A 24,078-nucleotide genomic window follows, 5' to 3' on the forward strand; every position below is an offset into this window, starting at 1 on the left:
CTCACCTGAAATCCCGCGTCTTCACCTTGAGCTCGCAGATGTGGCCGTAAGGATCGACGAAATCCCGTGCACGCAGCCCCTTGGGGGGACGCTCACGGGAATCGGGGCTGACGCCTTGTCGTGCGTGGTCGCCGCGACCATGCGGGAGCGGAAAGGCCCCATCGCGACTGCCGACACTGGCAAGTTCGGCTGAGAGGTCCGCGACCTTGTGCACGACGAGGTGAACCACCTCACCTTCGCGCTGGATCCGGCCTTGGACCGCCATCATCGAGGTCGACAGGATGACACGGCGATAAGCCTCGAAGACCTTGGTCCAGACCACGAGATTGGCGATGCCCGTCTCGTCTTCCAGGGTCACGAACAACACACCCCTGGCGCTCCCCGGCCGCTGGCGCACGAGAACGATACCGGCAGCTTCCAGCCATTGGCCGTCACGGGCGTTCATCGCCTGCGCACAGCTGATGATCCGGCGCTGGCGGAGATCTTCGCGCAGGAAGGAGACCGGATGAGCGCGCAACGACAATCCGACATGGCCATAGTCCTGCACCACCTCCCCGCCGGCGGTCATCGGGCGCAGCAAGACGTTCGGCTCGCAGATCTCCGGGACGATTGCGGCTTCCCGGGCGGATGCGGCTGCAAAGAGCGGCAGCGGTTCGTCGCGCAGCGCGCGAATGGCCCACAGCGCTTCACGCCGAGCAAGACCGAGGGCGGCACGAAAGGCATCGGCTTCGGCAAGCTGGACGAGCGCCGCCTGGGGCACGCCGGCCCGACGCCACAGATCGTCAATCGAGCTGAAGGGTTGGTCGGCCCGGGCAGCAACGATCGACGCGGCATTGATATTGGCAAGCCCCTTGACCATGCTCAGGCCCAGGCGGACGGCAAAACGGCTCTCGTCGCCGGTGCACTCCAGCGTGCAGTCCCATCGCGAGGTATTGGCGCAGACAGGCCGCACGTCGATGCCATGCTGGATCGCGTCCCTGACGATCTGGGCGGGGGCATAGAACCCCATGGGCTGGGCATTGAGCAATGCCGCGCAGAACACATCGGGGTGCCAGCATTTGAGCCAGGAACTGGCATAGGCGATCAGGGCAAAAGAGGCGGCATGGCTCTCCGGGAAGCCGTAAGAGCCGAAGCCCTCCAACTGCTTGAAGGTCTTTTCGGCGAAGTCGCGTTCATAGCCGTTGGCCACCATGCCGTCGACGAGCTTGGCCTTGAACGAGGAGACCCCGCCTGTGTGCTTGAAGGTCGCCATGGATTTGCGCAGCAGATCGGCCTCGCCGGGCGTGAAGCCGGCGCACTCGATCGCAACCCGCATGGCCTGCTCCTGAAACAGCGGCACGCCAAGCGTCTTGCCCAACACCTTTTCGAGCTCGGGCTTGGGATAATGGACGGGCTCGATGCCATCGCGTCGCCGCAGATAGGGATGAACCATGTCGCCCTGGATCGGCCCGGGCCGGACGATCGCAACCTGGACGACAAGATCGTAAAAGGTCCGGGGCTTGAGACGCGGCAGCATCGACATCTGCGCGCGGGACTCGATCTGGAAGGTGCCGAGCGTGTCCGCCTTGCGGATCATGGCGTAGGTGCGCGGATCTTCAGCCGGGATGGACGCAAGGTCGAGCGCGATGCCCTTGCACTCGGCCAGGAGATCGAGACCGCGCTTCATGCAGGTCAGCATTCCCAGCGCGAGCACATCGACCTTCATGAAGTGCAACGCATCAATATCGTCCTTGTCCCATTCGATGACCTGGCGATCCGCCATGGCGGCGGGCTCGATCGGCACCAGATCGTCCAGCCGATCGTGGGTGAGGACAAACCCACCGGGATGTTGCGACAGATGGCGGGGGGCGCCCTGAAGCTGACGGGCGAGATCCAGTGTCAGCCTCAGCCGTCGATCAGCGCTATTCAGATTGAGCTGTTCGACCTCGCCTTCGGTGACGCCCTCCTCCGACCAGCCCCAGACCATGCCTGACAGCGTCTTGATCAAATCCTCCGGCAGGCCGAGCGCCTTGCCGACGTCGCGCAATGCTCCCTTGGTACGGTAGCGGATGACGGTCGAGCATAGGGCGGCATGATCGCGGCCATAGCTATCGAGCACCCATTGCATCACGATCTCCCGCCGTTCATGCTCGAAATCCACGTCGATATCGGGTGGTTCGCGGCGCTCCTCGGAGACGAAACGCTCGAACAGCAAATTGTTGCGGCCGGGATCGATCGAGGTGATACCGAGCACGAAACACACGGCCGAGTTCGCCGCCGATCCCCTGCCCTGGCACAGGATGTCCTGTGAGCGCGCGAACCGGACGATCGCATTGACCGTCAGGAAGTAAGGCGCATAGCCAAGCTTTTCGATCAGCCGCAATTCGTGCAGGAGGGTCGCGCGGACTCTGTCCGGTAGCCCCTCGGGATAGCGCCGCTCGGCGCCTTCCCAAGTCAGCTTCTCCAGCGTCTGTTGCGGCGTCAGCGAGGGATCGTCCCTCTCCTCGGGATATTGATAGGCAAGTTCGTCCAGCGAAAAGCGGCAGCGCTCCGCGATCTCCCGCGTCCTGGCCAGGGCTTGCGGGTAGCGGGCGAACAGACGATGCATTTCTTCGGGAGGTTTGAGATAGCGGTCGGCATGGCGTTCGCGACGCTCGCCCAACTCGTCGATCGTGACATTGTGGCGGATTGCGGTCACGACATCCTGCAGAACGCGCCGACCGGGTTCGTGGAAGAGCACGTCATTGGTGACCACGGTCGGCACGCGCATCTGCGCAGCCAGATTTGAAAGATCGTGCAGCCGCAGTTGGTCGTTGGGCCGGCGCCGCAAGGTGAGCGCCATATAGGCCCGATCACCAAAGGCCTCACGCAGGCGGCGCAGGCGTAGGCCACATTCGGCATCGGCGACATCCGGCAAGAGCACGGCGACAAGGCCGTCGCCATACGTGACCAGATCGTCCCAATGAAGGTCGCACTTGGCCTTGCCCGCGCGTTTCTTGCCGAGCGAGAGAAGCCGGCATAGTCGCGCATAAGCCGGGCGATCGGTCGGATAGACAAGGAAAGACTGGCCATCGGCAAGATCGAGCCGGCAGCCGACGATCAGGCACACGCCCGTCGCCCTGGCCGCCTCGCGGGCTCGAACGATCCCGGCCAGCGAATTGCGGTCGACGACGGCCAGCGCCTCGATGCCGAGGCAGGCGGCGCGGGCAAACAGTTCGTCCGCGGACGACGCACCGCGCAGGAAGCTGAAATGGCTGGTGACCTGAAGCTCGGTATAACGGGCGCTCATCCGAACACCCCGTGAAGATACCAGCGCTGCGAGCCGGTGGCGGTATCCTCGCCATCGCCGGCGCGATAGAGCCAGTAGCGCTCGCCGGCCTCGTCCTCGACCCGGAAATAATCGCGCACCGCCACGAATTCTGCCTCGCGCTTCCACCATTCGCCGAAGACGCGCTCGGGCCCGTCGGCGCGCTTGACGCGCCGGCGCACGCCGCGCCAGATGAAGGAGACCGGCGGATGATCCGGCAGGAGCGCCACGGTGTCGATCGGTTCGGGACGAACCAGCAGGCGCGAGGGCCGCGGCCAGTGGCCTGGCCAGGTCGCGCCGGTATCGGGCGCCATCGCCGCTATCCGGCACACCGAGCGCTCCGGCACGTCGCTGGGAACGGGTGCCGCCCGATAGATTGCGCGTTCGCCGACGCGGTTGGCGAGCGTGTCGACCAGATCGGAAACATCCGGCCTGGCAGCTTCAATCAGGCTGCTGGTCACCTGCTTGCGCTCCAGCGGCTCGGCAATGGTCGCACCGAGCGTCATGGCCTCGATCCCGAAGCCCGGATCGATCGTCTCGATCTTGTCGCACAACAGGCGGGTCAGGCGTTTTGCGTCACGCACCGGCTGCGCCATGCCGACCCGTATGGCTGCAATGCGGCTATCGACACGATGGCAGAGGAGGTCGAGACGTCGCGCGCCCCTCCCCTTCTCCTCGAGCGCGGCGCAGAGCTTGTCGACGAGTTTGCCGATATAGCGCGCGATGGTCTCGGCAGCGCCGATCGGCTCGGGAAATGCCCGACGCACCTCGATCAGATCGGGCGAGCGCACCGGGTCGATCGGCTCGGCCAACGCTCCCAGCGCCTGGTCGAGACGGCGCGCAAGCTCCGGCCCGAAACGAAGCAGGAGCGGAGCGCGCGGCTGCGCGAGGAGATCGCCGATGCACTCGAAACCCAGCACGCGCAGGTCAGTCGACGTCGCTGGCGGCAATCGAAGCGCTTCCAGCGGCAAGGCCATCAAGACGGGCCCGCCATGCCCCGGTGGCGCGACGATGCTCGGCCTCGCCGCAAAGCGCGCCAGGGCGTGAGCCGCACCCCAGCTGTCCGCGACGGCGGCGCATGCTCTCACGCCTGATTTGGCGAGCCGATCGATCAGCATATCGAGCATGGCCTGCTCGCCGCCGTGGAGATGGTCGGCACCGGTCGTATCGATGACGATGCCATCGGGAGGATCGGCAGCGACGATCGGGGCGAAGCGTTGCAATGCCCACAGCGCCAGGCGTTCCAGGGCAGCCGCATCCTCGACGGGGTCGGCATCCCCGACGATCAGGCCGGGAACGAGAACCTGCGCTTTGGCTGCGGGCATGCCGACGTGAAGACCGGCGGCCTGGGCAGCAGCGTCCGCGGCCACCACGATGCGCCGGCTTCCTTCCCGGCCGATCAGGACGAGCGGCGCCTCAGGCGGAGGCGCCGCCTCGCCAGCCTTGCGCCGCAGCCTGTCGGTGGACCAGGTCGGCAGGAAGAGCGAGACAACCCGTGACATCGCATGCCTCCAATTCGAAATCGGCACTTTCGCCCGCACGGGCACGGATCAGTTCCACGAGCCAGCGATGCCGGCCGACACCGGGAACAGGCAGCGTTTGCGACGGCAAAACCGAAATTCGCCAACGCGTCATCGCGGCGGTCGGTTGGCCAAAATCGGCAGTGTCCGTATGCCGCCGCCAACGCCGAAGCGCGATGCCGATCGCCCCGGTTCCTTCCGAACAAAGCTGAAGCCGGCGTGAGGCGGTCATCGACAAGCGGGCGACTTCGGCGACGGCAGCGCCGAGACCGCCATGGCGAAGGCCCTCCTCCATGCAAGCGAGCACCGTCTTGTCGTCGCCAGCCTCGACATAGATCACCCGGTCCGGTGCGAGGCCGGCCTGGGCGAGCGCCGGCGCGAAGAGGTCCGGCCGTGTGATGCACCACAAAACCTTGCCGCTTGTGCGCGCGGCGATGCCTGCGGCGAACAGGGCAGCGGCCGCACCATCGACCGCACCGTTGCCACCGCCAGCCACCTCATGAAGCGCACCACGTGCCAGCCCTCCGCCTGGAAGCCGTGCATCAACCTCGGCGATCCCGAACGGGAGAACCGATCGTGCGCGTCGCCCCGTGCCCTCGATCTGTTCGATCTGCCCACGCAAGGACGCTATGGCCGCCTCGGATCGCAAGCTCCCTATCAACCTCCAAAAATAGCTTCACCATAATGTTCACTATTTGTTCTGATTTTCCAGCGAGAGAGTCAAGGAAGATTCCACCCGCTCCCTCGAGGCAAGTACGCAGTGCTCGTTCTTCCAGAGGGTAGGGCGCGGTCCCCCTGCATGGGCTTGCCCAAGTTCGGTCGTGAGAGGGCGCTAAACGCGGGGCGCTGGGAGGCGAGACCTGGAACGTTGACGAACGATCTGAGGAACGGATGCAATCGATCAAAAGCTATTCACGCCCGCAGCGTTTTTTCCATTGGGCCATGGCGGCCATCATTCTTGTCGCACTCGGACTCGGCCTTTGGGCTTCCTTCCTGGAGGCCGGCACGCCCATTCGAAAATTCATATTGGAGATTCACAAGTCGCTGGGATTCACCGCAGCCTTGCTGCTGCTGCCGCGCCTCACCTTTCGATTGATCTGGCCGGTAGCCACCTCGCGTGAAAGCGAGCATCCTGCAGCGCGTCTTGCCGCGCATGCTGCGCACTGGACCCTCTACGGTCTCATGGTGTTCATGCCGGTCACCGGCTACATGTTCTCGGCTGCCGGCGGCTACTCTCTGCCGTGGTTCGGCCTGTTTCAGTGGCCGCGATTGTTGGGGCATGATTCAGCGATAGCATCGGCCGGCGAATGGCTGCACGATCATGGAGCGTGGGTGCTGTATGCGATGGTGGGACTCCATCTCGCGGCGGTTTGCTGGCATCAATTCTACAGGAGGGATGCCGTGCTGAGCCGCATGCTCACACCCCGGGCGATCAAATAGCCGCATCTTCGCTATCGGAGCCAGAGATCTGCAAGCGACAGACTCTTTCAATCACAGGACGTGGTTTGGAGAGAACGGTTCGGCAACAGAGCTTCGAATGACGATGGAAGGCCCGGAACGGCGAGGAAGGTGCGGCGGCAATGCCAAAACGTTGCACAAGACACGCAGCCGACAGGTATCGATCTCGAAACCGCCCAAGACTTACTGCTAAGAGGAAGAATGAAATCCGTTCTGTGCGTCGCCTTTGCCCTCCTCCCGCTCCTCTCGCCAGCCCGCGCTGCCACCTATGAGGCCGTCGAGGGCGACCGCATCATCGTTTTGGATGGCGACACTGTCGCCTTGCCATGTAAAATGCCTGGTCGAGGCTGTTCGGAACGCGTCCGGTTTCCCGACATCGACGCGCCCGAAGTGTTTCACCCCGACTGCAAGGAAGGGCTGGAGCAAGGCCTCAAGGCCAAGGCAAGACTGGTGCAACTGATCCGGGGCAAGGTCGTCTATGTCGAGCGCAGCGGGCGTCGAGACATCTATGGGCGTACCTTGGCCGCTTTACGGGTCGGTAGTCCGTCGGGACTCAACGCCGGCATGCAACTCGTCCGCGAAGATCTGGCCCGGCCATGGAAAGCCGGCCGTGCCGCGCGTGAGGAGCGACAGCTCTATTGGTGTGGGCCAGACGCCGCTCCGGGAAGCGATTAGCCCAAGGGGTCACGCTTCTCCCTCTCCGAGGCCCGTCACAGTCACTTCACATCGATGCTGACACTATGGCAGCAACCGTTCACCCAGGTGGGAGCGATGCGATGCGCAAGCTGGCTATTGTCGCACTTTTATCCTTTTCACTCACTGCCCCTCTATCGAAAGCCCAGGCATGGTGGGATGGAGGACATAGGCAGGTGGCCTATGTTGCGCATCAACGGCTGAGAGACGGTCCGAAAGAAAAGGCGGATCAGCTGCTGCGCCTCAATCCCAGCTATCAGAAATGGATTGCCGGCGCGCCAGACGAAACGACCGCCAGAATGTATGCGTTCGTTCACGCCGCAAGCTGGGCTGACGATATCAAGATGAAGGGATCGGGCTATACGCGCGATGATCCAAACTCGCCCACGGCCCGGCCAGAACATCGGTTATGCCGACCGCAATCAGCACGATTACTGGCATTACAAGGACATCGCTTTTTCACCCGACGGCACCATCCCGGGGAGCAGAACAAGGTTGATGCTGTCACCCAGCTCAAGAAAATGATCGCTGCCCTCCCCACCTCGTCGGGGGCTTCTGATGATGTCAGATCCTATGATCTGGTTTGGATGCTCCACATCGTCGGCGATCTTCATCAGCCCCTGCATGCCACGGCTCGGTATACGCGCGAACTGCCGGCAGGCGATCGAGGCGGTAATGAAGAAACTGTGATCCCCGCGACGGGCGAGGTCATCTCACTGCACGCCTATTGGGATCGGACGTTCGGCGGTTATTCCTCCGCCTTTGGCGCAGTGTTCGATGCGGGAGGCAAGGAAGGGATTGCTTCGTTCGATGTGAGCGGCGAGGACCTGAAAGTCCTCGATCCCGAGGCTTGGGCCTCGGAAAGCAAGGCGATTGCGGAAAACTACGCCTACGCGCCGCCGGTTTCGACCGGGGCCAATCCGGTGATGCTTACGCGTGAATATGAGACCCGCGCCCGCACCATCGCTCGCGCCCGGGCTGCCCTCGCTGGCGCGCGCCTGGCAGAGATCCTCAATGAGGCGCTGAAATAAGGAGGGAGCACGGATGCACGGGGCACGCTCGGGGCACCAACCTATCTAACGCTTCGGGTAAGTACTCATGTCTATCCGCCCATCACATAGGTCGTCTTCACGGTGGTGAAGAACTCGGCGGCATATTTTCCCTGCTCACGCGAACCGTAAGAAGAACTCTTGCGACCACCGAAGGGTACGTGGAAATCGACGCCCGCGGTAGGCAGGTTCACCATCACCATGCCGGCTTCCGCATTGCGCTTGAAATGCGCGGCATGTTTGAGGCTCGTCGTAGCGATGCCGGAAGAAAGGCCGAACGGCGTGTCGTTGGCGACGGCCAGAGCCTCCTCATAATCCCTGACACGAATGACGGCGGCAACGGGACCAAAAATCTCCTCACGAGCGATACGCATCTGGTTCGTCGCCTCGGTGAAGAGCGCCGGCTGTAGATAGAAGCCAAGCCTATCGCGCGTCAGGCGCTCGCCGCCGAACGCAAGTTTCGCGCCTTCTTTTTGTCCGATCTCGATATAGCCCATGTCCTGCTCGAGCTGCGCCGCATCGACGACCGGCCCGATATGCGTGCCGGCTTTCAACGCATCGTCGACGACAAGGCTCGCGAGGCGCTCGCCGACCGCAGCCACGAACCTGTCGTGAATGCCTTCCGTCACGATGATGCGCGAGGACGCCGTGCAGCGTTGGCCGGTTGAGAAGAAGGCAGAATTCGCCGCCGCTTCGACGGCGACGGTGAAATCTGCATCATCGAGCACGACAAAGGGGTTTTTGCCGCCCATTTCGAGCTGGAACTTGCGGCTATGCCCGATAGAGGCCGCCGCGACGCGTTTTCCCGTGCCTGTCGAGCCGGTAAATGTGATTGCGTCGATATCCGGACTGTCGAGCATGGTCTGGCCGACGACGGAGCCCTTTCCCATGACCAGATTCAGCACGCCCTTGGGCAAGCCGGCGCGGACAAGAATGTCGGCGAGGGCCCACGCACTGCCTGGCACGAGTTCAGCCGGCTTGAAGACGACGGTGTTGCCGTAGCATAGAGCCGGAGCGATCTTCCAGGCGGGAATGGCGATCGGAAAATTCCATGGCGTTATGATGCCGACGACCCCGGCGGGCTCGCGAGTGATCTCGATGCTGATGTCCGGGCGAACGGAGGGCAGCACTTCGCCGGCAAGTCGCAGGCATTCGCCGGCGAAGAAGTCGAAGATCTGGGCCGCGCGCACTGTCTCGCCGATGCCCTCGGCAAGAGTCTTACCCTCTTCACGCGACAGCAGCCGACCGAGTTCGTCCTTGCGGGCGAGAATTTCGTCGGCACTTTTCCTCAAGATCGCATGACGCTCAAGAATGCCGGAGCGTGACCAGGTTGGAAAAGCAGCCTTTGCCGCCTCGATCGCTGCTCTTGTGTCCTCGGTGGAGGCTTGGGCATACTCGCCAATCACATCATCGATATCCGAAGGGTTGATGTTCTTGACCGCGGCGCTGCCGACCCATTCGCCGGCTATCATATTCTGATGGAGGGTCATTACAGATACTCGAATTGCTCGTTCGGCGAGTGGGAGCGAACAGTGAGGGACCACCACCAGCAGGCTGGAGGTAGTCCCTTTTCCTCGTCTCTATCGTCTATGCGGCCCGATAAGAGCCTCCATCATGCCCGTTTCCTCTGCGGTGAGATCCGTTAGAGGGGGGCGAACGGAGCCCGCATCAAAGCCTTGCAGACGCACGCCGGCTTTAATCGCAGCAACGGCGTAGCCTTTGGAGCGATTACGAATAGCCATGAAGGGGTAGAAAAAGTCATTCAGGAACGCTTCGCACTTGGCCCGCTCGCCGGCGCGCAAAGACTTGTAGAATTCGATCGCAAGGCCGGGAACGAAATTGAACACGGCGGAAGAATAGGTCGTGAAGCCCGCGCCAAGATAGGCTTCCGCAAACAGTTCTGCGGTCGGCATTCCGCCTAGATAAGTCAGCCGCTCGCCTATCTTGGCCGTGATTTGACGTACGAGGCCGATGTCCCCCGTGCCGTCCTTGAAGCCGACGAGATTCGGACACTCGTCGCAAAGCCGAGCCAATGTATCGGCCTGGAGGACCGAATTGTCGCGATTGTAGACCATCACCCCCAAACCGGTCGACTGACACACGGCTTTGATATGTCGGTACAGACCTTCTTGCGGCGCGTCGATGAGGTAGTGCGGCAAAAGCAAAATGCCATCCGCTCCGACCTTTTCCACCGACCTGGCGATCGATACGGCGATTTCGGTCCCATAGCCGCATCCCGAAACGATCGGTGTATTTCCGGCGGCATCCTTGGCTACGCGAACGATCTCGGGAATCTCTTGCGGGGTCAGCGAGAAGAATTCGCCAGTGCCGCCGGCGGCAAACAGCGTTGCGGCTTCGAAACCCGAAAGCCAGGCAACATGCTCCGCGTAACTCTTGGCGTTGAAATTGCCATCGGCATGAAAATGCGTCACAGGAAAGGAAAGCAGGCCCGCTCCCAACACATGCTTCAATTCTTCAGTCTTCATAAGTATAGTCCTTGTTTGGAGAAAGCACCGAAAGAGCACCGCTCTCTCGTTGATCTTTGAATGGGTGCATGTCGTTAGAGCCCGAGCGAGTGCACCATGGCAGCGAGGCGCTCGCAGGCACCTTCAAGTTCGCGGTCCGAAGCCGCGATCGACAGTCGGATGAATCCAGGCGCACCGAACGCCACGCCGGGAACGCCAGACAGACCAAATTCACTCAACAGGCGAGAAGCAAACACCGTGTCGTCCGTGATCACTTCGCCTGCCGCGGTCTTCCGGCCAAGCAGCCTCTCGATGCCGACGAAGGCATAGAAGGCCCCTTCAGGCGGCCTGAAATCGATCCCATCGATACCAGCCAGGTTATCGGCCATGATCTTTGAGCGTGCGGTGAATATCGCTGCGGCATTGCCGACAAAGCTCTGATCGCCTGTCAGCGCGGCGAGGGCGGCCGCCTGCGCCACCGTTGAAACGGAGGTGACGCTTTGCGACTGCATCTTGTTGAGGGCCGCGATCAGGGCTTTTGGCCCTGCCGCATAACCCACCCGCCAGCCGGTCATGGCATAGGCCTTGGAAACCCCGTTGACGATCAAGGTTCGATGGCGCAACCCAGCGCAGGCCTTGGCGAAAGAAATGAAGGCAACATCCGTCAACAAAATGTGCTCGTAGATCTCGTCGGAGATCACCAGAATCTGGCAATGGCGGGCGAGCACCTGCCCAAGCGCTCGATATTCTTCCTGCGAATAGATCGCGCCTGTTGGATTGGATGGCGAATTGAGCATCAGCCAGCGCGTTTTCGGCGTGATCGATGCTTCCAGCTTCTCCGGCGTTATCTTGAAGCCGATTTCCCGCCCACACGTCACATAAACGGGCGTGCCGCCATGCAAGGCAACGATGTCGCCATAAGATACCCAGCAAGGGGTTGGAATAATGACCTCGTCACCGGGCTCGAGCGTCGCCAGAAAGACATCGAAGAGGATCTGCTTTGCTCCGTTCGCAACCATCACCTCTTCGAGGCCGTAGTCCAGTTGGTTCTCTCTCCTGAACTTATCGGCGACCGCCTGGCGAAGCTGGTCTGTGCCGGCGGCCGCGCCATAGCGCACGCGGCCTTTTCGGATGGCCGCACATGCCGCTTCGGCAACATGAGGCGGTGGCTCGAAATCCGGTTCACCCAGTGAGAGGTCGATGATGTCTCGGCCGTGAGCCGCAAGTTTCCTGGCGGCCATCGCAATCGCCATGCTGGGCGAGGATTTGATGCCTGCGGCGCGCTTGTTCTCGAACGTCATCTCAATCTCCTTGGACTGTTTGATCAGTAACGCCGAAAAGGCTTTCGCCGTGCCCGGCGTCATGGAGGGTCACTTCACTGAGACGTAGTCAAAATCTCGATCGCGCTGCGAAGCAGAAGGGTCACGCTTGTCCGCTGGACCATATCCACCGCCGCCTGGAAGCTGCAGGATGAGCCGGCGGCCTGCCGGTACATGCTGCCGTCCCTTGGAGGCGAGGCGGGTGCCATCATCGAGCAATACCGCGCCGGGCGCGCCGCTTTCACCGCCATCGCGGCCACGAGCGGGATGCTCGATGCGATCGAACATTGCGTTGAAGTGCATTTCGTGACCTTCGGTCGGCGAGATCTCCACGATTTGACCGAGCCCACCACGAAACTGTCCCGCGCCACCGGAGCCGTCTCGCAATTCCTTGCGCCAGAAGATCACCGGCCCGACATGCTCCGTGGCTTCAATCGACATTGAATGAACACCGCTGGGAAAAGCCGTCGCATTCAAGCCATCGAGACGAGACCGAGCCCCTGCACCGCCACTATTGAAGAGCAGGACCTCGGCGCGCTGTCCGCCATCTGCGGGCGCTTCCTCGCCCGTTAGTGGCCTTACACTGACATGGAGGTTCCACAGCGCGCCCGCTCCCTCCGCCGGTACTCTGCCGGGTAGCATCTTGTGGACGGCGCCCAGCACCGCATCCGGAACGAGGTGGCCTAACACATGTCGAACCGAGACGGGGGCCGGATGCTGTGCGTTCAGGATGCAATCTTCGGGTGCCGTGACACGGAATGGCAGCAGCGATGCATGGTTGTTGGGGATTTCCGGAGCAATCGAGCATTTCAGGCCATAGCACGCATAGGCGGCCGAATAGATCAGCGGGCAGTTGATGCCTTTTGGACTTGGCGGCGAGGTACCCTGAAAGTCGGCGAGTATATGGTCTTCGGCAACATCGAGACGAACGGCGATATCGATCGGCGACCCATAGCCATCGACGCGCATCACATTGGAATAGGAACCCTTGGGCAGAGCCGCCAGTCGTTCCAGCGTGGCATCATAACTGCGCTTGAAGATGAATTCGGCAAGCGTCTCCAGATCGGCGAGCTCGAACTCATCCATCATGTCCATCAGTCGGCGATGGCCAATCTCGTTGCAGGCCGCCAGCGAATAGACGTCGCCAACCACCTGGTGGCTCTCGCGCACATTGTTGCGCAGGATGTTCACGAGATCCTTGTTGACCACGCCTCGCTCGGCAAACTTCATGATCGGAACGAAGATGCCTTCTTCGTAGACCTCATTGGCATCGGGGCCGAAGCCGCGGCCGCCGACATCCACCACATGCGCCGTGCAGGCGAAGTATCCGACAAGGGCACCTTCACGAAAGCTCGGCGATACGACGGTGAAGTCGTGCAAGTGGCCGGTGCCCTTCCAAGGATCGTTGGTGATGTAGACGTCGCCTTCGAAAATACTCTCCGAACCGATGTCACGGATGAAGTGGCCCACGGCTTCGGCCATGGCGTTGACATGACCGGGCGTGCCGGTCACGGCCTGGGCAATCATCTTGCCACTGCGGTTGAACACGCCAGCAGAAAGATCACCCGATTCACGCACGCTGGTGCTGAAGGCTGTGCGGATGAGTGTGACAGCCTGTTCTTCGACCACGGAAATCAGCCGGTTCCACATGATCTGCATGCGGACGTCGGAAAGTGCATTGGCCTTCATGGATATTCCTCCGTTCAAGCGTCTTGCTTGAGACGCACGAGCAGGCAGCCATCGGCCTGCATGATGACTTCGCGGCTTGCGGCAACGATGGTGGACGTCTCGCGTTCGGTGATCACCGCGGGGCCTGCGGCCCAATCTCCCGGCTTCATGTCATGGCGCGAAATGATCGCAGCCGTTTGAAAGCTGCCTTGCTGCACGTCGAAGATAGCGCGAGTGCCACGCACCGTTGCGTCAGCGGCCTTTTCAGTCCTGCCGATCTTCTGCGGTGGCACCGTCTTGGAGGTTGCTCGCAGCGACCAGCCGACGATCTCAACATCGAGGCCATCGATGAGGCGGCCGAAGAAGCTCTCATATCGTTCGTCAAATAGTTTTCGGAACAGGGCGCCATCGGCGTCGGCGTAGTCGCGAACTGAGATGGCGACCGGCACTTCCCAGCCCTGCCCGACATAGCGCATATAAGCTGTGCATTCGAGATCGGGATCGGCATCCGGCACACCGGCGCGCACGAAGGATGTTGCTTCCGCAATCAGTTCTGCGATCGTGGCGTTGATGGCTTCAGCCTCAAAGCGGCTAAGCCTGCTATAGGCGCTGCGAACGGACTCAAAGCCGAATGGTGCCCGCAAGAAGCCGATGGCCGAGCCGACGCCCGCGCCCGGCGGGATCAACAGCTGCGAAATGCCGAGCTTCTCGCAAAGCCGGGCAGCATGGATCGGCGCCGCGCCGCCGAAGGCGATCATGGTGAACTCGGAGAGCTCCTTGCCGTTCTCCACAGCATGCATGCGGGCGGCATTGCTCATGTTCTCGTCGACGACTTCGCTCAAACCATAGGCGGCGGCGGCAACATCTGTGCCCAGCCTATCAGCAACATCGTTGTGCAGGGCCCGATCGGAGGCTGAGCGATCGAGCCTCATGGTGCCGCCGGCGAACTCACCGGCATCAAGACGCCCCAGAACGAGGTCAGCATCGGTGACGGTTGGGCTTGCCCCGCCGCGGCCATAGCAAGCCGGACCTGGCTCCGACCCTGCGCTATGGGGCCCGACACGGATCTGGCGCATGCTGTCGACGGTTGCAATCGACCCCCCGCCGGCACCGATCTCGACCATTTCGATGACCGGAATGGAGATCGGCATGCCGCTCCCCTTCTTGAAACGATAGGTGCGGGCGACTTCGAAGGTCTTGGATGTCCTCGGCGTCTTGTTTTCGATCAGGCAGATCTTGGCCGTCGTACCCCCCATGTCATAGGACAGCACCTTGTCCAGGCCATAACGGCTGGCGATATGCGCGGCGAAGATCGCGCCGCCGGCAGGACCGGACTCCAACAGGCGAACCGGAAATTCGACCGCGCTTTCGATACTGATGATCCCGCCGCCAGAATGGATCATGAAAACCGGGCAGCAGGTGCCCTCCTCCCTCAATCGTCCAACCAGGCGGTTCAGATAGGACGCCATCAGCGGCTTGACGAAGGCATTGGCGCAAACCGTGTTGAAGCGCTGAAATTCACGCATCTGGGGCGAGACTTCGGACGAGATCGACACGGAGATGTCGGGCTTCCTGGCCAGCAGGCGCTCGCGCACGATCTTCTCGTGATGGCCGTTCAGATACGAATGGATGAAACCGATCGCGACGCTCTCATAACCATCGGCAATGATACGGTCACACAAGGCATCGGCTTCAGCGATATCGAGAGCCCTGAGCACGGATCCGTCCGCACCAACACGCTCGTCCAAGACAAAGCGCTCATTGCGGGCGACCAAGGGTGCCGGCAGCACGATGTCGAGATCATATTGTTCGAAACGGCTTTCGGTGCGCATTTCGATGACGTCACGAAATCCCTTAGTGGTGATGAAGGCCGTTTTCGCGCCGCGACGCTCGATCAGGGCGTTGGTGGCGAGCGTCGTGCCGTGGATAATCGTATCGATGGCGGCAAGGTTCACCCCCGCGACGTCGGCAACCTCGCGGATCGCTTTGACGATCGCATTTTCAGGAAAGGAATAGTCGGTCAGCACTTTGACCGAATGGAGGGTGCCGCCGACCTCCATCGCGACGTCGGTGAAGGTACCGCCGATATCGACGCCGACCCTGATTTGTTCGCCATCTTTCGCCATTTACTTACGATGCTCCGTAATCAAGCTGCTGTTGCGCCGCGTGCGGGCGTGTTTTGGACATGCGGTGTCCGTCCCCCGCCCGTTTGATCAAGCGGGAGCCAAAGGTCTTTTGGTCGTTGGTGTTTTGGTGGCCCTATGCGGCGGCTGGAACGCTCGCGCAGGGCTCGAACGTTATTGCTTGCCGGTAAAGTCGATGTCCGGCAACGCGGTGGGGAGTTTGGCGCGGTCTACACCGATCCATTTCTTGTAGAGTGCATCCAGGGTGCCGTCGGCGCTGTGGCGGGTCACGAAATCCGTCAGGAAGGCGAGCATTTCCTGGTCACCCTTGCGCACAGCCATGCCCTGGAAGTTATCCGCAACCTTGTACTTGCGCTCATAATCGGCGCCATGGCCCGTCTTGGTGATCACCAGACCATAGGTTACACTGCCTAAGATCGCGTCGACCTGGCCTGAGAGCAATGCTTGGACGGTCGTCGCATCATCATCGAAACGCTTGATTTCGGTGTTGGGCGGCGCGGCCTTGGCCAAGACCGGCTCAAATACGCTGCCGCGATTGACGCCGATGACATAGTTTCCTAGATCCTCGTTACCTTTGATTTTGGCATCTTTCTTTGCCCAGACTGTAATGTCATTTGAAGAATAGGGAATGACATACTGGATCACCTTGGCACGCTCTTTCGTGATCGTCATCGAGGGCACGAGGAAATCGACATTGCCGTTGGCCAGGAGAGGAATACGGTTCTGGCCGGTGATGCGCTCGAACCTGACCTCCACGCCCAGTTCCTGGGCGATGAGCTTTGCGACTTCGATATCAAAGCCGTTGCTTTGGCCATTCTGGTCGATGAAGCCCCAGGGAAACTGGTCCATCTGAACCCCGATGGTTGCCGTGCCCTTGGCCTTGATCTCCTCCGGGCTGATCGCCTGTGCAGGGGTCGTCAAAGTGGTCGCCAGCAAAATTGCCGTGAACCCCGACACGATCTTGGTGCGCAAAGTCAACAATGCCGAATTGAACATGTGGTTACCTCTGGTTGATTATCATGCGTTCTTTGTTATCGAGCGGCATTGAGGCGCCGTTCGACACTTGCGCCGAAATAGGTCAGGGGCAGGCAGATGAAGAAGTATACCAGCCCGACTGATCCATAGACTTGCAGGGGCTGAAAAGTAATGTTCGCCATCAACTGGCCCGAACGAGTAAGCTCGGTCAGACCCAGCAGCGCCGCCAGGGCGGTGCCCTTGATCAGGTTGACGAGAAAACCAATGGTTGCGGGAAGGCCGATGCGAAACGCCTGCGGCAAGACGACGTCGACCATCCGGTGGAAATAGCCGATGCCAAGAGCGCGAGCAGCCTCACTCTGGCCCGAGGGAACGGCTTGGATACTGCCGCGCCAGATTTCGCCCAGGAACGCGCTGGCATGCAGCGACAGACCGATCGTCAACGCGATCCAGATGTCGACTTTCATGCCAAGGAGCGGCAGACCAAAATAGACGAAGAAGAGCTGAACCAGCAGCGGCGTGCCCTGGAAGATTTGGATATAGGCGGCCGTCAGCCCGCGCAGCATCGTCCATTTTGCGGTGCGGCACAAAGCAACCGCAAGGCCAAGGGCGCCTCCGCAGACAAAGGCGAGCAAAGACAGGATGATCGTCCAGCGAGCCCCTTCAAGCAGGAACGCAAACTCGCCGAAACCAAATTCGCGGATCATCGCCACACCTCACTTTGCCGGATAGGAGAAGTAGGTTTTGCCGACGAGCCGGAGGGCGACGGCGAAGAACTGCGACAGCAAGAGATAGATCGCCCCGAGCACAAAATAGATCTCAAAACTGCGAAAGGTCTGCGCATCAAGCGTCTGAGCAACATAGGTCAGTTCTTCGGCCGACACCGAAGCGACCAGGCTCGAGTTCAGCATCATCAGGATGAACTGGCTGCACAGGGCCGGATAGACCGCACGGATTGCAGGCCGAAACACGATGAAGCGATAGATATCGAGGGTATGAAGGCCCAATGCTCTGCCCGCCTCGATTTGGCCTGGTCGGATCGCCTGCACGCCGCCCCGGACGATCTCGGCCGCATAGGCCGCACAATTGAGCGTCATGGCCAGGACCGCAGCCTCCTCGCCGCCCAAACGCACGCCGAGAGACGGCATGCCGAAATAGATGAAGAACACCTGGACGAGAAAGGGCGTGTTGCGGATCAGTTCGATGTAGCAGATTGCCAGCAGCCGGAGTGGGGTGAGCCTGCTCATGCGCACCAGCATGAAGATGATGCCAAGCGCCAGGCCCGCGACCATGGAGATCGCCGACATCCGCAATGTCTGGATGGCGCCCTCCACAAACAAGGGCCAGGCGGCAAAAACCGGAGCGAAATCGAAGGTATAGTGCATCCCCTTCCCCGCTCAATGATTGAGAATTTGGCTGAGAAAGGATTTGGTGCGCTGGTGGCGCGGATTGCCGAAGAAGTCCTCCGGCTTGGCGCTTTCGATGATTTCACCGCGGTCCATGAAGATAACGCGATGGGCCACTGCACGAGCAAAGCCCATTTCGTGGGTCACGCAGATCATCGTGATGCCGTCGTCGGCAAGCGAGATCATGGTGTCGAGGACTTCCTTGACCATCTCGGGGTCAAGAGCGGAGGTCGGCTCATCGAACAGCATGATCTTGGGGTCCATGCACAGAGCCCTGGCGATTGCGACGCGCTGCTGCTGCCCCCCCGACAGCTGCGCGGGATATTTCAGCGCTTGCTCGGCAATGTGCACACGTTCGAGATAGCGCATGGCCTTCACCTTGGCCTCAGCCATGGAAGCCTTGCGCACCCGGCGCTGCGCCAGCATGCAGTTTTCAAGAACGCTCAGATGGGGGAAGAGATTGAACTGTTGAAATACCATGCCGACATCGCGGCGGATATGATCGGCGTTCGAGCCCCTCTGGCTGAGCTGCGTGCCGTTGACGGTAATCGCGCCTTCCTGGACTTCCTCCAGGTGATTGATGCAGCGGATCAGCGTCGACTTGCCTGACCCGGACGGGCCGCACAAAACGATATGCTCGCCACGAGCGACGTTCAGGTTGATGCCCTTCAGTACCTGTAGAGAGCCGTACCACTTGTTGACATCGACCATCTCGATGGCTTTTTCCAATATACCGCTCTGGCCCATGACCAGTTCCCCTTCCTGTTGTTGTCAGGATTTTTGCCGTCAGGATTTCGGTGTGACTTCGAATATGGCGTCGACTTCTACCGAGGAGCCACGCGGCAGCGATCCGGCACCAAGCGCGGTGCGGACATGCCGCCCTTTGTCGCCGAAGACCTCAACGAGCAGATCGGAGGCGCCATCGATGACGGCAGGATGGCCTTTGAAGTCGGGCCGGGCGTTGACGAAACCACGAAGCTGGAGACAGGCGACCACGCGGTCGAGATCGCCATCAAGCGCGGCGTGGACGCGTGCCAGGAGGTTGAGCGCACAAAGGCGGGCCGCCTGATAGCCCTCCTGCGGTGTTACGTCTTCGCCCACGACGCCAGGAAAATGGTCCACGCCGTCGATCTTCGGAACCTGACCGGAGACATAGAGAAGATTTCCAGCCAAGCGGCAGGGGAGATAATTCCCCGCAGGCGAGGCTATCGCAGGTAATACGATCCCCAACTTGGTAAGGCGTGCAGAAACATCACCCATCGTCGTTTTGCACCTGTTTTTGAACGCACGAATGCGCCCAGATTCGCTCCCGGGCCGCTCGCTACGTCCGGAAGGATCCCGGAAATTGCGGTTGGCGCACCTTTTTCTGAAGATGGAGATTATAGAAATAGTATCTCATGTCAACCTTAGCAAAAGAGATATTATCTCTTTGCGATTTTATGAGCCATGTTGGGAAAACATATATATTTTCAATGAGATATGAGAATTACAGATCGCGTTCCAAAATCCGGAACCAGCTCAATGTCGAAAAAAATTTCGCTTTCTGACGTCAGACAGGCCCGAGTGAGCGCTAATAACACGGGTGATACTATCAGTGAGCATCCGTTCAGCGGTCGTAGATTCGTATTGAGGTAGTACCACCAATCGCCGTTGTGCTACCTTGTGCTGGATCGTGAAATCCCTATCCACAAAGGCAGCAGGCTGGATGTGGTGGAACGAATTGGACGGGTGGCATTTGGATACTTTGACAGGCCGGACAATCAAGGCGCTGAAAACGCATATCGCAGAGGGACAGCTTGCCAGAGGACACAAGCTCGGATCACTCAACGAATTGTCGCAGACGTTTGGCGTAAGCCGGACGGTCATACGCGAAGCCGTATCCGCACTGCGCTCGGATGGTATCGTCGAGGCCCGTCATGGAGTGGGCGTGTTTGTCGTGACTCCTCCCATGCCCGCTTCTGAGACGCATGCCGAACTTGAGGCCGAAGCGGCACTGGCCCCGCTCACACGGCTGAAGACGTCTTTCATGGATCTTCTGGAGCTGAGAATGGCCTTCGAAGTGCACGCCGCCGGGCTGGCCGCTTCGCGCCGCTCCTGGGCTCAGGAATCAAACATCTGGAATGCCGCCCGCCAATTCGAAGCGTCGTTGGACGACGAAGACTCGCTCGACGATCTCGACTTTGTCTTTCATCGCTCCATTGCCGAGGCAACGAACAACGGTGCGTTCATCGAGTTCTTCAATCTGATGAGCTTGAAGATCTTGCCCCAACCGGCCTTCTCCCGGGAACTCAACCCGGCGCTCATCACACCGGGCTATATCCAAAACACCGTTGTCGAGCACCGTGCCATATGCGAGGCGATCAGCGTCGGAAATCCAGAACTAGCGCGCGAAGCGATGCGGGCTCATTTGAATAGAAGTCATTTGCGCTATCGAGGGTTTTCCGATGACAACGTATCTCCGTTGAGCAACATAGCTGGAGAATGACCCAGGCCCGCTCACGAGCGCGGGCGGAAGACCGCTGTTCGCTGCTGAACGGCGATATCGCGGTGTTCGGTCGTCACGGCGGATGGCCGATGAAGGGCAACTATTTCGGTTGCTCGATGCCTATAGTTCTGAATGCGTTGAAGGACATTGGCTTCAATGCCCTGGCGCTCTCCAATAACCATGCCTTAGATCTGGGCCCGCCCGGCATCCTGTCCACTCTCGAAGAGGTGGCGGCCAGGGACTTCCTTCATGCCGGTATCGGCGCCGATTTATCGCAGGCGCGGCGGCCCGGCCTCAAGGCCCTCGGCAAGAGGTCGATGGGGCTCGGGGCAATGGAGGCCGGGCCTGCGCCGGCGACGATGTATGCCGTGAATGCAACGGACCGAAGACCGGCGCGCCCCGGCGTCAACGGACTTGAGGTTTCGAGGATATTTGAGGCGGACCCCTCACGCTTTGAAGCGCTGAGCGACATTCAGGAGGCGTTCCAGAGCAGCTCCAGTTGGCGCGAGGTCCCGGCATGGGTCCAGAGGTTTGCGCGTGCTTGCATTGATGCAGGCGCGGGCGTGTTCGTCAGCCACGGTGCTCACGTCCTACAGCCGGTAAAAATCCATCGTGGCGCGCCGATCTTCTATGGAATCGGCAATTTTCTCTTCCATCTTAATGAACACGAGCTCGTCCTCAAATGACCCGTCATAGGAAACTGTTGCAGTAAGGGCGGCTGGCGTCGATATCTCTCCGTCAAGCGGAAAACCTGCTTACGATTGCGAGCCACCCGATAGCGCCACGATTCGAAGCGAATTGGAACGCTCGTTTCAAACTATCGAGTCCCTACGATACGTCCACGCTTAAGCAATCAAGTGGGAATAACTAAGCGATAATACCTTTCCTGTTCATCTTTACGTGACAGAAACGTGAAATGGATTGCCTCGATGCATAAATCGTACTTGATCGGTTTAGGCGAACAGGCGAATAACCCTCAACAATCGGCTTTGGGGGCCAACTTATGAAACAACTATTCCTACTATTTGTTTTCGTATTCGCACTTGGCAGCGCCCACGCCGAAGCGCGCTATAGATCGTATGTTAATTCTGATGGGATGCGTGTTCATTCTCCCAATCATCGCGACCGCAAACACCAGATCGCCGTCTGCGGAGACGGCTCGACAAGCCACTCCTTTCACCGTCGAGGCACATGCTCGCGTCATGGCGGTGTACGAAGTTGGCTCAAGGGGTAACGGCAAGGCACTTCCCGCCGCAGAACCGCCGCTATGATACGCTTGGCACTGCCTGTATAACGATGACGTCGCGAATAATCTCGACCCTTTGTCTCGTTTGAGTTTCCGGATAATTCATCTTGAAGAGCACTGCCCTCGCCCGCCTGTTGCAGGGGATCACGAAGCCTTCTCACGACCAGCGTCCATCGATCGAGACCTTTGCGGATATCGACACGGACCGGCTCGCTGTCGAGCTCGATCTCGCCAATCGAGGGGCAGAACGCGGATCGAAGGATGAGCCTCCCACCGCGTCGGTAACGGCCGATCCTGTCGAGGCTCAGATCATCGAGCGGATCGAAGCGGCCAAGAAAGCAGCCCACGCCACGATCGAGGATGAGCTGCGCACCTATGCCGAGCGTCTGGCGGCGCTCGATTTCGAGGATAGGTTCACGCAGATCCAGCACACAGCACCTGCGGCCGTGGGTGATTTCAAGCTGGAGGCTCGCGCAGGTCGCGACGACCTTTACGCCTTGCGGCGCAACTTGCGCGACCTCGATGCCGAACAGCAATCGTTCCGCCGCAAGCACAAGATCGACCGTACGGCGCGCGTCCATGGCGGAGGGGCGACCTTCCTCAAAGTTGCCCTTCTCATCGTGATGTTCGTAGTCGAGGCCTTTGCGAACGGCAACTTCCTGGCCAAGGGCAATGAGCAGGGCTTGCTCGGCGGCGTCACCGAGGCCATCTCCTTTGCCGCCCTCAACATTTTCGGCACCTTCATCATCGGCCATTTCGGCGTCAAGCAGATCGCGCACAACAGCGTGGTCCGCAAATGCCTTGGTGTGCTCGCCTTTTGCTTCTACTTGGCTTTTGCCCTCGGCCTCAACCTCGCCTTGGCGCACTACCGCGATGTATCAGCCCAGTTGCTGGACGGCGGCGGCGATCGTGTCATGCAGGCCATGGCTGCGACGCCGTTCCAGTTGCGCGATATCAATTCCTGGCTCTTCTTCGGACTTGGCCTTCTGTTCTCGGTGGTCGCTCTTATCGACAGTTTGACCTTCTCCGATGCCTATCCGGGCTATGCCGATGTCCAGCAGCGGCTCGAAGATGGCAGGGATGCCTATCGCAACCGCCGGGCTGAGCTCGATGAGAACCTGAAGGACGTCCGGGACGAGTATCAGGAGAAAATGGAGGACATCAGCCGGGACCTGTCGGTGCGCCGGGGTGAGTATGAGGCGATTGTCGCCAATCGTTCGCGCATGCTGAAGCTCTTTGCCCAGCATCAGGAGCATCTGGAGCGGGCCGCCAACGCGCTGATCAGCCTCTATCGCGAGGCCAATACCAAGGCCCGCAAGGCGCCGCCGCCGACACGGTTCGCCGCGGCTTTCTCGCTCACCAAGGTAAGTGTGGAGGCCAACACCGACGGCGAATGGAGCCTGCGCGACCTCAGATCACGCATCGAGCAAATCCAGGCAATGTTGACGGCTGAGGTGAAGGAGATTCACATCGCCTATCAAACCACGATGGACGAATATCAGCAGCTCGACGACGTCGTTCCCGAGCCGGGAGTGGGTGATGGCTCGAAACAGGCGTAGACGCTCGCGCAGCCAGGGTGGCATGTCGAGCTACCTAATTGGCGCTGTTCTTTTGCTCATCGCTGCCGCCGTCGCCGGTGGGTTTGCCTATCTCAAGCTGACGGCAAAGGTTCCGCCAAAACTGGATAAAACGACGCTTTGCCCGCTCGATGGACCGACCTCCATGACAATTGTGCTGCTCGACGCGTCAGACGCGCTGCCGCCGATCGGCCGCCAGCAATTGATGACGGAGCTCACCGATCTGGCTGAGTCCACACCCGACTATGGCCTGTTCGAACTGCGTGTCCTGGAGCCGAACGCCTCGGGCGGTGCCGTGAAATTTCATGCGTGCAATCCCGGAGACGGATCGGGCGTGGACGCTTTGACCGGCAACAAGGAACTTGCCAGGAAGAAGTGGACGCAAGGCTTCAAGCTGCCTCTTGAACAAGCGCTTGCCGCCGATCTGGGCGGTGTGCCGTCCGACAACTCGCCGATCATGGCCACGATCCAGGCGATTGCGGTCGAACAGTTTACAAGCGCCAAGGCGGACGACGTTGCCAAAAAGCTGGTCGTCGTCTCCGACATGATCGAGAACGAACGCGATTACAACCAGTATCGCGGCGATCTTTCGTTCGCGCGTTTCAAGAAGTCCCTCGCCTACCGGCAATACCGGACCGATCTCCACGGCGCCGAGGTGAAGATCAAATATGTGCAGCGCCAAAAGCCGCCAATCGATAGCGTTGCCCATATCCGTTTCTGGCAGGAGTGGATCGCCGACAACAACGGCAAGTTCGACAGCGCCGACCGGCTGCAGGGAGTGAACTGA

20 protein-coding genes and 1 pseudogene are annotated in these 24,078 nt (G+C 60.4%); 8 read left to right on the forward strand and 13 right to left on the reverse strand.

Translation table 11 applies throughout. The annotated features are described in order from the left end of the window. Position 1: 1 nt before the first annotated feature. Genes ACZYTC_RS33090 through ACZYTC_RS33100 form a run of 3 tightly spaced genes read right to left on the reverse strand, consistent with a single transcriptional unit; the run spans position 2 to position 5,464 of the window. A complete protein-coding gene (locus tag ACZYTC_RS33090; RefSeq protein ID WP_488991630.1) occupies positions 2 to 3,268 on the reverse strand; it encodes an error-prone DNA polymerase in 3,267 nt (1,088 codons plus the stop codon). Beyond that, positions 3,265 to 4,788 carry a DUF6504 family protein gene (locus ACZYTC_RS33095; RefSeq protein ID WP_488991631.1) on the reverse strand — a complete coding sequence of 508 codons (1,524 nt, stop codon included), beginning with the start codon at positions 4,786 to 4,788 and terminating at the stop codon, positions 3,265 to 3,267. The genes ACZYTC_RS33090 and ACZYTC_RS33095 overlap by 4 nt, the downstream gene beginning before the upstream one ends. Beyond that, positions 4,703 to 5,464: an ImuA family protein gene (locus tag ACZYTC_RS33100; protein ID WP_488991667.1), complete on the reverse strand. Its 762-nt coding sequence runs from the start codon at positions 5,462 to 5,464 to the stop codon at positions 4,703 to 4,705. Before ACZYTC_RS33100 ends, ACZYTC_RS33095 begins: the two co-directional genes overlap by 86 nt. 233 nt (positions 5,465 to 5,697) lie before the next feature. Between ACZYTC_RS33100 and ACZYTC_RS33105 the strand changes: the two genes are divergently transcribed. The 3 genes from ACZYTC_RS33105 (at position 5,698) to ACZYTC_RS33115 (ending at position 7,988) form a co-directional block, all read left to right on the forward strand. After that, positions 5,698 to 6,246, forward strand: coding sequence for a cytochrome b (locus ACZYTC_RS33105; RefSeq protein WP_488991632.1), 549 nt, complete (start codon positions 5,698 to 5,700; stop codon positions 6,244 to 6,246). A gap of 219 nt (positions 6,247 to 6,465) precedes the next feature. After that, on the forward strand, positions 6,466 to 6,939 hold the full coding sequence (locus tag ACZYTC_RS33110; RefSeq protein WP_488991633.1) for a thermonuclease family protein: 474 nt from the start codon (positions 6,466 to 6,468) through the stop codon (positions 6,937 to 6,939). 101 nt (positions 6,940 to 7,040) lie between these two features. Beyond that, positions 7,041 to 7,988, forward strand: a complete 948-nt coding sequence (locus tag ACZYTC_RS33115) for a S1/P1 nuclease (RefSeq protein ID WP_488991634.1) — start codon at positions 7,041 to 7,043, stop codon at positions 7,986 to 7,988. A gap of 71 nt (positions 7,989 to 8,059) precedes the next feature. Here ACZYTC_RS33115 and ACZYTC_RS33120 read toward each other — a convergent pair whose 3' ends face one another. The 10 genes from ACZYTC_RS33120 to ACZYTC_RS33165 form a co-directional block, all read right to left on the reverse strand. Further along, a complete protein-coding gene (locus ACZYTC_RS33120; RefSeq protein ID WP_488991635.1) occupies positions 8,060 to 9,496 on the reverse strand; it encodes an aldehyde dehydrogenase family protein in 1,437 nt (478 codons plus the stop codon). A 90-nt stretch (positions 9,497 to 9,586) separates the two neighbouring features. Then, the gene (gene kdgD, locus ACZYTC_RS33125) at positions 9,587 to 10,492 is read right to left on the reverse strand and encodes a 5-dehydro-4-deoxyglucarate dehydratase (protein WP_434960149.1); all 906 of its coding nucleotides are present in this window, start codon (positions 10,490 to 10,492) and stop codon (positions 9,587 to 9,589) included. Between the two features lie 74 nt (positions 10,493 to 10,566). After that, the gene (locus tag ACZYTC_RS33130; RefSeq protein ID WP_488991668.1) at positions 10,567 to 11,772 is read right to left on the reverse strand and encodes a pyridoxal phosphate-dependent aminotransferase; all 1,206 of its coding nucleotides are present in this window, start codon (positions 11,770 to 11,772) and stop codon (positions 10,567 to 10,569) included. Positions 11,773 to 11,841: 69 nt separating this feature from the next. Then, a complete protein-coding gene (locus tag ACZYTC_RS33135; RefSeq protein WP_488991669.1) occupies positions 11,842 to 13,479 on the reverse strand; it encodes a hydantoinase B/oxoprolinase family protein in 1,638 nt (545 codons plus the stop codon). Between the two features lie 14 nt (positions 13,480 to 13,493). After that, a complete protein-coding gene (locus ACZYTC_RS33140; protein WP_488991636.1) occupies positions 13,494 to 15,584 on the reverse strand; it encodes a hydantoinase/oxoprolinase family protein in 2,091 nt (696 codons plus the stop codon). A 171-nt stretch (positions 15,585 to 15,755) separates the two neighbouring features. Beyond that, the gene (locus ACZYTC_RS33145) at positions 15,756 to 16,598 is read right to left on the reverse strand and encodes a transporter substrate-binding domain-containing protein (protein ID WP_434960147.1); all 843 of its coding nucleotides are present in this window, start codon (positions 16,596 to 16,598) and stop codon (positions 15,756 to 15,758) included. 35 nt (positions 16,599 to 16,633) lie between these two features. Then, positions 16,634 to 17,284, reverse strand: coding sequence for an amino acid ABC transporter permease (locus ACZYTC_RS33150; protein ID WP_488991637.1), 651 nt, complete (start codon positions 17,282 to 17,284; stop codon positions 16,634 to 16,636). Between the two features lie 9 nt (positions 17,285 to 17,293). Beyond that, complete coding sequence (locus tag ACZYTC_RS33155; RefSeq protein WP_488991638.1) at positions 17,294 to 17,962, reverse strand: amino acid ABC transporter permease; 669 nt, start codon at positions 17,960 to 17,962, stop codon at positions 17,294 to 17,296. A gap of 12 nt (positions 17,963 to 17,974) precedes the next feature. Next, positions 17,975 to 18,730 (reverse strand): amino acid ABC transporter ATP-binding protein, encoded by a 756-nt coding sequence (locus ACZYTC_RS33160; protein WP_488991639.1) that lies wholly within the window; start codon positions 18,728 to 18,730, stop codon positions 17,975 to 17,977. Positions 18,731 to 18,769: 39 nt separating this feature from the next. Beyond that, positions 18,770 to 19,243, reverse strand: coding sequence for a RidA family protein (locus ACZYTC_RS33165; protein ID WP_434960143.1), 474 nt, complete (start codon positions 19,241 to 19,243; stop codon positions 18,770 to 18,772). A 475-nt stretch (positions 19,244 to 19,718) separates the two neighbouring features. Here ACZYTC_RS33165 and ACZYTC_RS33170 point away from each other — a divergent pair, with 475 nt between their 5' ends. The 5 genes and pseudogenes from ACZYTC_RS33170 to ACZYTC_RS33190 all read left to right on the forward strand — a co-directional run bounded on the left by ACZYTC_RS33170 (position 19,719) and on the right by ACZYTC_RS33190 (position 24,078). Continuing rightward, a complete protein-coding gene (locus ACZYTC_RS33170; RefSeq protein WP_488991670.1) occupies positions 19,719 to 20,468 on the forward strand; it encodes a FadR/GntR family transcriptional regulator in 750 nt (249 codons plus the stop codon). Between the two features lie 47 nt (positions 20,469 to 20,515). Continuing rightward, positions 20,516 to 21,139, forward strand: a pseudogene (locus tag ACZYTC_RS33175) (CapA family protein); the annotation flags it as partial. Positions 21,140 to 21,564: 425 nt separating this feature from the next. Then, the gene (locus ACZYTC_RS33180) at positions 21,565 to 21,702 is read left to right on the forward strand and encodes a DUF3761 domain-containing protein (protein WP_488991671.1); all 138 of its coding nucleotides are present in this window, start codon (positions 21,565 to 21,567) and stop codon (positions 21,700 to 21,702) included. A gap of 119 nt (positions 21,703 to 21,821) precedes the next feature. Further along, entirely contained in the window at positions 21,822 to 23,273 is a 1,452-nt protein-coding gene (locus tag ACZYTC_RS33185) for a hypothetical protein (RefSeq protein WP_488991640.1), read from the forward strand. Positions 23,274 to 23,295: 22 nt separating this feature from the next. Next, entirely contained in the window at positions 23,296 to 24,078 is a 783-nt protein-coding gene (locus ACZYTC_RS33190) for a hypothetical protein (protein WP_488991641.1), read from the forward strand.

This window comes from Labrys sp. F242 (genome assembly GCF_057813875.1).